The 10,054-nt window shown below is 48.2% G+C and carries 15 protein-coding genes; all 15 read left to right on the forward strand.

Features of this window, described 5'->3' with window-relative positions; translation table 11 throughout:
• Positions 1 to 42: 42 nt before the first annotated feature.
• The 15 genes from rpsP to BLQ99_RS13230 all read left to right on the forward strand — a co-directional run bounded on the left by rpsP (position 43) and on the right by BLQ99_RS13230 (position 9,371).
• On the forward strand, positions 43 to 330 hold the full coding sequence (rpsP, locus tag BLQ99_RS13160) for a 30S ribosomal protein S16 (RefSeq protein WP_007288472.1): 288 nt from the start codon (positions 43 to 45) through the stop codon (positions 328 to 330).
• Positions 330 to 557: a KH domain-containing protein gene (locus BLQ99_RS13165; protein ID WP_007288471.1), complete on the forward strand. Its 228-nt coding sequence runs from the start codon at positions 330 to 332 to the stop codon at positions 555 to 557. Before rpsP ends, BLQ99_RS13165 begins: the two co-directional genes overlap by 1 nt.
• An 11-nt stretch (positions 558 to 568) precedes the next feature.
• The gene (locus tag BLQ99_RS13170) at positions 569 to 979 is read left to right on the forward strand and encodes a YlqD family protein (RefSeq protein WP_245690493.1); all 411 of its coding nucleotides are present in this window, start codon (positions 569 to 571) and stop codon (positions 977 to 979) included.
• A 1-nt stretch (position 980) separates the two neighbouring features.
• Positions 981 to 1,478, forward strand: coding sequence for a ribosome maturation factor RimM (gene rimM, locus BLQ99_RS13175; protein ID WP_093691728.1), 498 nt, complete (start codon positions 981 to 983; stop codon positions 1,476 to 1,478).
• A 3-nt stretch (positions 1,479 to 1,481) separates the two neighbouring features.
• Positions 1,482 to 2,228, forward strand: coding sequence for a tRNA (guanosine(37)-N1)-methyltransferase TrmD (gene trmD / locus BLQ99_RS13180; protein ID WP_093691730.1), 747 nt, complete (start codon positions 1,482 to 1,484; stop codon positions 2,226 to 2,228).
• 3 nt (positions 2,229 to 2,231) lie between these two features.
• Positions 2,232 to 2,819, forward strand: a complete 588-nt coding sequence (locus BLQ99_RS13185) for an RNA methyltransferase (protein WP_093691732.1) — start codon at positions 2,232 to 2,234, stop codon at positions 2,817 to 2,819.
• A 95-nt stretch (positions 2,820 to 2,914) separates the two neighbouring features.
• Positions 2,915 to 3,265, forward strand: a complete 351-nt coding sequence (gene rplS, locus BLQ99_RS13190; RefSeq protein ID WP_093691734.1) for a 50S ribosomal protein L19 — start codon at positions 2,915 to 2,917, stop codon at positions 3,263 to 3,265.
• 55 nt (positions 3,266 to 3,320) lie between these two features.
• Positions 3,321 to 3,848 (forward strand): signal peptidase I, encoded by a 528-nt coding sequence (gene lepB, locus BLQ99_RS13195; protein ID WP_093691736.1) that lies wholly within the window; start codon positions 3,321 to 3,323, stop codon positions 3,846 to 3,848.
• 43 nt (positions 3,849 to 3,891) lie between these two features.
• Positions 3,892 to 4,755 carry a ribosome biogenesis GTPase YlqF gene (ylqF, locus tag BLQ99_RS13200; RefSeq protein ID WP_093691738.1) on the forward strand — a complete coding sequence of 288 codons (864 nt, stop codon included), beginning with the start codon at positions 3,892 to 3,894 and terminating at the stop codon, positions 4,753 to 4,755.
• Between the two features lie 113 nt (positions 4,756 to 4,868).
• Complete coding sequence (locus BLQ99_RS13205) at positions 4,869 to 5,666, forward strand: ribonuclease HII (RefSeq protein ID WP_171904683.1); 798 nt, start codon at positions 4,869 to 4,871, stop codon at positions 5,664 to 5,666.
• The gene (locus BLQ99_RS13210) at positions 5,663 to 6,535 is read left to right on the forward strand and encodes a hypothetical protein (protein WP_093691742.1); all 873 of its coding nucleotides are present in this window, start codon (positions 5,663 to 5,665) and stop codon (positions 6,533 to 6,535) included. The genes BLQ99_RS13205 and BLQ99_RS13210 overlap by 4 nt, the downstream gene beginning before the upstream one ends.
• Entirely contained in the window at positions 6,528 to 6,818 is a 291-nt protein-coding gene (locus BLQ99_RS13215) for an EscU/YscU/HrcU family type III secretion system export apparatus switch protein (RefSeq protein ID WP_093691744.1), read from the forward strand. Before BLQ99_RS13210 ends, BLQ99_RS13215 begins: the two co-directional genes overlap by 8 nt.
• Positions 6,819 to 6,892: 74 nt before the next feature.
• Positions 6,893 to 7,255 (forward strand): YraN family protein, encoded by a 363-nt coding sequence (locus BLQ99_RS13220; protein ID WP_425440880.1) that lies wholly within the window; start codon positions 6,893 to 6,895, stop codon positions 7,253 to 7,255.
• 11 nt (positions 7,256 to 7,266) lie between these two features.
• Positions 7,267 to 7,830, forward strand: a complete 564-nt coding sequence (locus tag BLQ99_RS13225) for a UbiX family flavin prenyltransferase (protein ID WP_093691745.1) — start codon at positions 7,267 to 7,269, stop codon at positions 7,828 to 7,830.
• Between the two features lie 14 nt (positions 7,831 to 7,844).
• A complete protein-coding gene (locus BLQ99_RS13230; protein ID WP_093691747.1) occupies positions 7,845 to 9,371 on the forward strand; it encodes a YifB family Mg chelatase-like AAA ATPase in 1,527 nt (508 codons plus the stop codon).
• Positions 9,372 to 10,054 lie beyond the last annotated feature (683 nt).

The following is a 10,054-nucleotide window of genomic DNA, read 5'->3' on the forward strand; positions in this document are numbered from 1 at the left end:
GAGCGCTGTAGCTTTTAACTATACTGCAAAGGAGGTGATTTCATGGCAGTAAAAATTCGTTTGAAACGTATGGGTGCTAAGAAAAGCCCTTTCTATCGCATTGTGGTTGCCGATGCCCGTTCGCCGCGCGATGGGCGTTTTATCGAGACTCTGGGTCACTATGACTCTACGACCGAACCAGCGACCATCAAAGTCGACGAAGAGAAAGCTATCGACTGGCTGCAAAAAGGCGCCCAGCCGACGGAAACGGTCAAGGCACTGTTCAGCAAAGCCGGTGTCCTGAAAAAGTGGGACGAAATTAAGCGTTCCAAGAAAGAGGCTCAACAATAATGAAAGAGTTGGTAGAAGTTATCGCCAAAGCGCTGGTAAATAATCCGGACCAGGTCAGCGTTACAGCGGCCGAAGGCGCTAACTCCACCGTTTACGAGTTACGAGTAGCTTCTGAAGATATGGGGAAAATTATCGGTAAACAAGGCCGTATCGCCAAGGCTATTCGCACGGTGGTAAAGGCCGCCGCCACCCGGGAAAATAAGAAGGCAACCGTTGAAATCGTATAAGGGGTGGGTCCATGATGGACAGCATTACGCTCAAGTGTCCGATTACCATTAAGGCCAAAGTAACTGAGGAGTTAAAAAGCCGTTTGGCTGCGGAAATTCAGGATGCGATAAAGAAAGCCGACATGGAATTGCAACAAATAGAGTTCCATGCCAAACGTCTAATGGCCGAGCAAGCTAAACAGGATGCGCAAGGACTTGTGGCCTTAAGGCAGCAGATCGATGCCGAACGTCAGAAACGCATCGAATTTAAAAACCATATGCTGGAAAGGCTAAAAGAAACAGCGCAGCTAGAAATTGGTGCCGAAATCGTTCAGGGGAGCATGGAGCGAATCGTTACGGTAAGCGTTGGCGACGACCTGCATAAAATTATGGGAGCGGAAATTTTGCTGGAAGATGGCAAAATTATCGCTTTCCGCAGTTAATATGCTTGAAGACCTTGTAGCTATTGGTAAGATCGTTGCCCCGCACGGTGTGCGGGGTGACGTTCGTATTATACCGCTTACCGATTTCCCTGAACGTTTTCAAAAACTGAAAACGGCGTATTTTGATGACGGCACCCGTTTGAGCGTTGAAAGCGCCAGACAGCACAAACAGTTTATACTTCTGAAGTTTAAAGAACTTCAGGACCGTAATGCCGTTGAGGGCTTACGCGGTAAACTGGTGAAAGTCCCCCGCAAAGATTTAGTGCCTTTACCGGAAGGACATTATTACATTTTTGAAATTATCGGCCTTAAAGTTTACGACATTGATGGTGCATACCTTGGCAAAGTGACCAACGTAATGCAGACCGGCAGTAATGACGTCTATGTCGTCGAGGGCGGCAACCGTCCTTTACTTATTCCTGCTATTAAAGAAGTAGTGAAAGAAATCGACCTCGACCAAGGTCGGATGGTGATTAAACCGCAGGAAGAATGGGAATAACATATGCGTATTGACATCATCTCGCTGTTTCCCGAAATGTTTGACGGGCCTTTTGGACATAGCATTATCAAGCGTGCCCGCGACGCAGGTCTCTTAACTATTAATATCATCAACCCGCGCGACTTTGCCTATGATAAACACCGTATTGTGGACGACTATCCCTTTGGCGGCGGTTCGGGGATGGTGATGAAACCGGAACCGCTATACCGGGCAGTGGAGAGCGCTAAAACAGCGGTGGAGTCGAACAAGCGGCGCATTATTCTTATGTGCCCAGGGGGCGAGGTCTTCACCCAACATAAGGCGCGGGAGCTGGCGGTTTATGACCATTTGATTTTAGTCTGTGGCCATTATGAGGGCGTTGATGAACGTATCCGGCAATATGTTGTTGACGAAGCCGTATCTATTGGGGATTATGTGCTTACGGGCGGGGAACTGCCGGCGATGGTGGTTACCGACGCCGTAGCACGGATGATTCCTGGTGTTTTGGGGGCAAGTGACGCTGCCGTGCATGACTCATTTTATAGTGGGCTGCTAGAATATCCGCAATATACTCGTCCGCGTGAGTTTAACGGCTGGGAAGTGCCTGAGATTTTGCTCTCTGGCGATCATGCGAAAATTGAACAATGGCGGCGTAAACAGTCCTTAAAAAGAACCTTGGAGCGGCGCCCGGATTTATTGGCATCCTGCACTCTAAGCGAAGAGGATGCCAAGTTGTTGGCCGAGATAAAACGGGAACAAAGCGGGTGCTAATATATGAAAACCGTTGTTTATGTAGGATTAGTCCATTACCCTGTTTATAATAAGCGTAGTGAAGTAATCACTACGGCCATTACGAATTTTGACATTCATGATATAGCCCGTACTTCCCGCACTTATGGGATTAAACAGTATTTTATTATCCATCCTCTTGAGAACCAATTGGCTTTGGCCAAGGAAATTCTAAATTATTGGCAGGAAGGCTATGGCGGGGAGTATAATCCTGACCGGCGCGAGGCTTTTCGTGTTGTCGAAACAATAACTTCTATTGAGGAAGCCGCCCGCCTGATTGCCGAGCGGGAAGGGGAAGCGCCTTTTATTGTCACCACGGATGCGCGCAAGTATCCCAATACCATTTCTTATCGGGAATTACGCCGCCGTATTCATGAAAACGGCCGCCCTTGCCTGCTCTTATTTGGCACGGGATGGGGAATACAAAAAGAAGTGATGGAACAGTTTGATTATATCTTGGAGCCAATTTATGGCCCATGCGACTACAATCACTTATCCGTCCGCGCGGCAGCAGCGATTATTCTTGATCGTTTGCTAGGAGAGCCATGGTGGTCAGGCGAAAGTCTTTCTTGAGTTTCCCATAAGCTTATGATATAATTTTTGGCGTGTAAACAGACGGTCCTCTGCCCAACCAGCATGAACGTCTAGTATAAGGAGGAACACAAATAATGGACATTATTAAGGTTTTGGAACAAGAGCAACTGCGGCAAGATATTCCTGATTTCCGCCCCGGGGATACCGTTCGCGTCCATGTAAAGGTTGTGGAAGGCAACCGTGAACGTATCCAAGTCTTTGAAGGCATTGTTATTAACCGCAAAAGCGGCGGCGTGAGGGAAACTTTTACGGTGAGGCGGGTTACTTATGGAGTTGGCGTTGAACGCACTTTCCCCGTTCATTCCCCGCGCATTGAGAAAATCGAAGTGGTTCGCAGAGGTGTAGTACGGCGGGCTAAGCTCTACTATTTGCGCAACCTTACCGGCAAAGCGGCTCGGATTAAAGAAAAGCGTACAGGTAAATAAAGTAATAGGGACTGATTTTCAGTCCCTTTTCTTCATGCGGTAAGGGGGGCTCACTTTGAGCAGTACAAGTCTTGGCGAAGAAATCAAGGATTGGGTTATTTCAATCGTTGTAGCTGTGGTACTGGCCTTTTTTATTCGCACCTTTATTGTCGAGTTATATATGGTAGAAGGGCCTTCTATGCGGCCTACATTGGTGAACAGCGAACGGCTAGTAGTCAATAAATTTATTTATCGTTTTAAGGAACCGGAAAAAGGGGAAATCATTGTTTTCCGCTACCCTCGTGATCCCAGCCGGGACTTTATCAAGCGTGTTATTGCCGTCGGGGGTGACACGATTGAAATTCAGGACGGACGTGTCTTTGTGAACGGTCAATTGATGCAAGAGCCTTATATATTGGAAAAAACCCGTGGTTCCTATCCACTTTCCACTGTACCGGCAGGACATGTGTTTGTTATGGGGGATAATCGTAACAATTCCGAGGATAGCCGGTTCCGCGACGTAGGTTTTGTACCGTTACATTTGATAAAGGGTAAGGCAGTCATGGTTTTTTGGCCTCTTGACCACATAAAAACCTTGCCGTAAACATAAACTTAAAGTGCCGAGTGTGGATAAGGACGGGTGTTTAATGCATATCCATTGGTTCCCTGGTCATATGGCAAAAGCCCATAAGATGATTCGAGAGCATTTAAAACTTGTTGACGTTGTCATTGAACTGCTTGATGCCAGGATACCGCTTAGCAGTGCCAATCCGGTCATTCATGAATTAGTGGAAAACAAGCCACGGGTTATTGCTCTTAATAAGGCTGACCTTGCCGAACCCGAGTGGACACAGCGATGGATAGCCGAATACCGGCGACAAGGGCTTGCCGCTGTACCGCTAGAAGCGGTCAGCGGCAAAGGGGCAAAAACACTTTTAGTCCAGGTGGAGACGGCGGTCCGACCTAAATTGAAAGCCCTGGAAGCCAAGGGGATTCAAGGTAGGACGGTTAGGGCCATAATCTTAGGTATTCCCAATGTAGGTAAGTCGTCGTTAATTAATCGATTGCTGGGAGCGGCTGTTGTGCGCACAGGCGATAGACCGGGCGTCACACGGGGACAACAATGGATTAAAATCGGAAAGAATCTCGAACTACTAGATACTCCGGGTGTCTTATGGCCGAAGTTTGATGATCAGGAAGTAGCGTTTAAACTGGCTATAACCGGCGCTATCCATGAAGACGTATACGACGTGGATGCGGTTGCGACCAAGCTGCTACATGTGCTGCGAGCGTGTTATGCCGACCGGCTGGTGGAACGCTTTAAACTTTCACCGCCACTGCCGGAAGATGCAGCCGCCCTCCTTGACTTAATCGGCAGTAAGCGAGGGTGTCTGCGGGCGGGCGGCATCGTTGATCACGAAAAAGTGCGCCGCATTATTTTGACAGAGTTCCGTACCGGCAAGTTAGGACCGTTTACGTTGGATTATCCGCCAGTGGCAAAGAATATATAACAAAATAGCTCAATGTTAAGCATGAAACCGGTATCGCAATTCAGCGTACCGGTTTTCGACTGTCCGGAAGGGTTTTTCCTGTAAAGCAAGAATACAAAAAAGGACTATGACAAATGGAGGAGAATGTTTTGGCGAGTAGCCACATGACCATATCACAGATTGCAAGAATATTGGAAAAGGATAATGTATCGCCTGATTTGCTGGCGGCGCTGCAGTCAGACGAGCGCATTGCGGTGGCCCGGTTACTTGCCAAATGGCGCAAGCGTCAGGAAGAACGAGCGCGAGAGTATGAGCGGGTGCAAAGCCTGTATTTATACGAGAGTGTTTTTTATGAACAAGGAGTGGATTTGATTGCCGGGGTCGACGAAGCTGGCAGGGGGCCTTTGGCTGGACCGGTCGTCGTCGCCGCGGTAATTTTGCCAAAACGACATCATTTACCAATGCTCAATGATTCAAAAAAGCTATCGCCGCAGCAACGGAACTTGCTATATGAAAAAATTATTGGCACCGCGGTGGCGGTAACCCATATTATAATTCCTGTAGGCCAAATAGATAGCGTGAATATTTATCAGGCAACTTTACAAGGGATGTATCGTGCTCTGGAGAACTTGAGGCCAAAGCCCCAAGCGGCACTAGTTGATGCTATGCCACTTCGTCAGGCCGTGCTGCCCCATAAATCAATAATCAACGGCGATGCTTTAAGCGCTTCTATAGCCGCAGCTTCCGTTGTAGCAAAAGTTGTGCGGGACCGGTACATGGACGAGATGGATGTTTTATATCCTGGGTATGGTTTTGCCAAACACAAAGGATATGCTACGCCAGAGCATTTGGCAGCATTACGGCGGCTCGGGCCCTGCCCCATTCACCGCCGCAGCTTCGAGCCAATCAAATCATGGGGAGGCTTAGGGTGAAGATTGATAATTCCGTCGCTAAAGGCGCTACTTTCCCGATTTTTCCTAACGACGTTTGCCTTCGCCAGAATACTGCTCAGGGCGCAGGTAAGCGGGAAAGCCTGGCGGCTGAACTAATCACTGATCAGACGTTGAAGCTGCTGCTAGATGAGCTTGGCCAAGCTGTCATGAAACAGCAGGAGCTGCTACTGAGTTTACCGCCCAAAATTCGTGAGCAGGCAGCAATACTTCTGCGGGAACATCGCCCAAGTACTGATACGCTTCAGCAAGGTCTGGCAAAAGTCATACAAGGTCAGCGAGAAATGGCCAATAAGGTATTAGCGTTGGCCACGGTCGTGGAACAAAAATGGGAAGCCATTCCTGGAAAAGAACAAGCGATGCCTGCGGAAGGGATGAAGACTTTGGTGCGGACGGAAGTTGAACAAGAAGCCGCGCGTACGCTACGAAAACTAGCTACATTCCTTCAGCCGCGGTTTATTACCGGTCAGGCAAGCACCGCGGACCGGCTGCTACTAGAATTTACTTTGCCACTTTTCTTCAATGGAGCGATAAAAGGTTATCCTGTACATATCCACATTTATCACGAGCAACAGAAACAACACAGCTCATTACCTCACAATGAAACCTGGTTGCGAGTTAGTATGGCCACTGAACATTTGGGTATAGTAACCGTTCTCTTCAGATTGCTTGGCAATGCACCTATAGAGCTCAAGGTGGAATTTCCAACGCGGGAAGCCGCGGAAGCATTTAAGGAATTTGTGCCGGAAATTCGCGCGGGAGTAGCACAAAAGCATATTGTTTTATCTAATATTGTGGTGACTACCAAAAAGGAACGGACCTGTGTTTGGGAGGAAAGCAGGAATGAATGATTCTGAACAATCGAGGCAAAAACAAGCCATAGCGCTCCGTTATGACCAAGAAACTCAGCAGGCGCCTAAAGTGGTGGCCAAAGGCTCGGGTTATATAGCGGAGCAAATTCTGGCTACTGCCGCCCAGCATGCCGTTCCTGTTTACAAGGATACTGCCCTTGCTTCCTTGCTGATGGCCGTGGAACTTGATAAGGAGATACCCCCGGAATTGTATCAAGTTGTTGCCGAAGTTTTAGCGTATATTTACCGAGTAGATCGGCGTTTTGTTGGAAGTAAAGGATAAACTGTATGCCTAGTTGTTATCCGAAATATCTAGGATAGAAGGATCCGATGTAAAACCGCGAGGAGAGGTCGCTCGTGAACAATATTATGAAGGGGAAGATGGGAGAAAATGTAGCGGCTGATTATTTAGCCAGAAACGGATATAAAATACTGATGCGAAATTATCGTTGCCGGCTGGGTGAAATCGATATAGTCGCTGAACGGCAGGGAACTATTATTTTTGTCGAAGTCAAAACAAGAAGCTCAACAAATTTCGGTTTTCCTGCAGAAGCCGTCACTCAACGCAAGCAGCAAAAAATTATTCATGCGGCTCTTTGCTACTTAAGGTCGACAGGTAGAGACAATATATCCTTCCGGTTTGATATTCTGGAAGTCTTTGTGGGAAAAGACCAAAAGCTAGAGTGTAATCATATTGTAAATGCCTTTTTTGGCAGATAGGTGGGACTGACGTGCGCATCGTAGTAGGGATAACAGGGGCAAGCGGAGCGGTTTATGGCTTCCGTTTACTAGAAATATTGCAGGCGGCAAATTGTGAAGTTCACGCCGTAGTCAGTAAGCACGGCTGGGAAGTTTTAGAATATGAATGCGGCGTCGGGGCTCAGATGGTTTCGTCCCTAGTCCACCAGTTGTATCATGTGGACGATATTGCCGCGCCTATTGCTAGCGGTTCATTTAGAACAGATGCTATGATTATTGCGCCTTGTTCGATGCATACTCTGGGACTTATTGCTAGCGGGATTGCCGGTAACCTCCTGACACGTGCGGCTGACGTTACAATTAAAGAAAACCGGCCGTTAATACTCGTTCCTCGGGAAACGCCAGTTCACGCCGTTCATCTGGAAAATATGTTAAGGCTTGCAAGAATCGGTGTACGCATTCTTCCTGCATGTCCTGGCTTCTATCATCATCCTCGGAATTTGCAGGCACTTATCGATATGATGGTGGGAAAAATCTGCGACCAACTTAATATTCAGCATCAGCTTTATGAACGCTGGCAGGGACAGCAGCGATAGTGGGGGCGCCCAAAATGTATGCACAGACTTTTGGTTCGACAACATTAGGGATAAATGGAGTAGTAATTACCGTCGAAGTTGATATTGCCAATGGTATTCCCGGCCTCGATATTGTCGGGCTACCGGACGCGGCTGTACGCGAATCACGAGAACGGGTTCGTGCAGCGATAAAGAATGCCGGTTTTGAATTTCCGGCCCGGCGTATTACGGTCAATCTTGCTCCCGCTGATCTCAAGAAGGACGGATCCGGGCTCGATTTGCCGATCGCCGTGGGTATTCTGGCTGCAAGCGGTCAACTGGATAGCGAGGCCTGCAAGCAATACGCCTTTATCGGCGAACTTTCCCTTGAAGGCAGGTTGAGAGGGATTGCCGGCCTACTGGCTATGGCCATACAATGTCGCGAAGAAGGATTATGCAACCTTTTTGTAGCTCCGGAAAACGCGGCCGAAGCGCTGCTGGCGGGCGGCATGACAGTATATGTCGCCGAAACACTGGGACAAGTAGTAGCTCATATTAGAGGTGAGCAACGGCTTTCGCCGGCAGCAAAAGGGCCTGCGACGGAGCCAGCGCCTATAGCCGGCGAGGATTTTGCCGATGTACAGGGACAGGCGGCGGCAAAACGGGCTTTGGAAATCGCCGCTGCAGGTGGGCATAATATTCTTATGGTAGGCCCGCCTGGTTCTGGTAAAACCATGCTGGCCCGCCGCATCCCGTCAATATTGCCGACTATGTCCGACCAGGAAGCGCTAGAGGTTACAAAAATCTATAGCGTTGCTGGCCTGATGAATGGCAATGCTGGGCTGATCAAGGTCAGGCCTTTTCGTAATCCTCATCACACCGTATCTCCCGCCGGGATGATTGGTGGGGGCACCATACCACGGCCCGGAGAAGTTACGCTCAGTCATCATGGCGTATTGTTTTTAGATGAATTGCCCGAATTTCCGCGTCAGGTTTTAGAAGTGCTTCGGCAGCCACTTGAGGATGGGCAAGTTACCATATCGCGGGTGAACGCATCTTTAGCATATCCGGCAAAATTTATTTTGGTTGGCGCTATGAATCCTTGTCCGTGCGGCTTTTTTAATGACAAGACGCGTGAATGTGTTTGTAGTCCTGCCGACATACGCAGGTATACGAAAAGAATATCCGGTCCGTTACTTGACCGGATTGATATTTACATCCATGTTCCGCGTTTGGCTTATAGCGAAGTGACTGGCCAGCAGCCAGCCGAAACATCGGCAAGTATCCGCAGGAGAGTTGAGGCCGCTCGGGGATTACAGCGTGAGCGGTTAAAGAAATTTAATCTTTTCTGTAATGCCCAGATGGGGCATAAACATTTGCGATTGACTTGCCCGTTAACGCGCGAAGCTGATGTGCTGCTACAGCGGGCTTTTGAAAAAATGAATCTTAGTGCGCGAGGGTATGACCGTATTGTGAAAGTGGCGCGTACTATTGCGGACTTAGCTGGTTCCGAAGTGATCGCCGCTGAGCATGTCGGTGAAGCCATTTTGCTCCGCAATAGCGTGACTGAGTGGCAGATATAAGCCGGTTCACAGCTAAAGCATTGATGAGCCTTACTGTTAAGTTCGCCGATCCATATGCTGCTGTCGTTAAGACCTGTAACTTTTGTTTTCGCGTCTTGCGGTTGTTCTAATATAGCGTTATGATCAGACATAATAATACCGGCAGGAACGATGCGAAGGCTGTCATAGGTTGCGGAAGCCAGCTGGTATGTATCGAAATCATCTTGGCGCATAATGTCTTACTTCCCGTAAAATTTATGCGTGTTTCTCTAGTTTATCTTTTATTAAGATATTGACGGAAAGTTATTAATGTGATAACATAATAAATGTTTGCGGTAACAACAAAAGTTTCCAGCAAAAAGATGTGTCAAGAGTCTGTGAAAATGTCACCTAAATTGGTCTATGAAAATGTCACACTTGTTGTATTTTGTAATCAACCCAGGTCTGGATTTTAGACTTTCTTCTGGCCGCGGTCAAGGATAAAAGCTACGCTCGCCTGTTAGGCGTCCTTGACCGCGGCCATCGAAAGTCAATGTTAAGGTTGAAGGGTTGATAAATACTCCTTTTTAACCCAGTACTTCCGTTTTCGTGCGGTCTGGCGTATAATTACTTCCGGTGTTTGGTATTCGGAAGCCCTTACGCCAAGGGTGATCCGGGGCAGGCCGCCGTGGTGTAGGAGGCGGACCTGCTTTTTCTTTTGGCTG

This window comes from Sporolituus thermophilus DSM 23256 (assembly GCF_900102435.1).
GTDB lineage: Bacteria > Bacillota > Negativicutes > Sporomusales > Thermosinaceae > Thermosinus > Thermosinus thermophilus.

Bases quoted from the DNA above. Each gene is read 5' to 3' on its own strand.
- rplS (WP_093691734.1), top strand. From the start codon at position 2,915: ATGGACATTATTAAGGTTTTGGAACAAGAGCAACTGCGGCAAGATATT.
- BLQ99_RS13170 (WP_245690493.1), top strand. From the start codon at position 569: ATGATGGACAGCATTACGCTCAAGTGTCCGATTACCATTAAGGCCAAA.
- BLQ99_RS13215 (WP_093691744.1), top strand. From the start codon at position 6,528: ATGAATGATTCTGAACAATCGAGGCAAAAACAAGCCATAGCGCTCCGT.
- rimM (WP_093691728.1), top strand. From the start codon at position 981: ATGCTTGAAGACCTTGTAGCTATTGGTAAGATCGTTGCCCCGCACGGT.
- BLQ99_RS13165 (WP_007288471.1), top strand. From the start codon at position 330: ATGAAAGAGTTGGTAGAAGTTATCGCCAAAGCGCTGGTAAATAATCCG.
- rpsP (WP_007288472.1), top strand. From the start codon at position 43: ATGGCAGTAAAAATTCGTTTGAAACGTATGGGTGCTAAGAAAAGCCCT.
- ylqF (WP_093691738.1), top strand. From the start codon at position 3,892: ATGCATATCCATTGGTTCCCTGGTCATATGGCAAAAGCCCATAAGATG.
- BLQ99_RS13205 (WP_171904683.1), top strand. From the start codon at position 4,869: ATGGAGGAGAATGTTTTGGCGAGTAGCCACATGACCATATCACAGATT.
- BLQ99_RS13230 (WP_093691747.1), top strand. From the start codon at position 7,845: ATGTATGCACAGACTTTTGGTTCGACAACATTAGGGATAAATGGAGTA.
- trmD (WP_093691730.1), top strand. From the start codon at position 1,482: ATGCGTATTGACATCATCTCGCTGTTTCCCGAAATGTTTGACGGGCCT.
- BLQ99_RS13185 (WP_093691732.1), top strand. From the start codon at position 2,232: ATGAAAACCGTTGTTTATGTAGGATTAGTCCATTACCCTGTTTATAAT.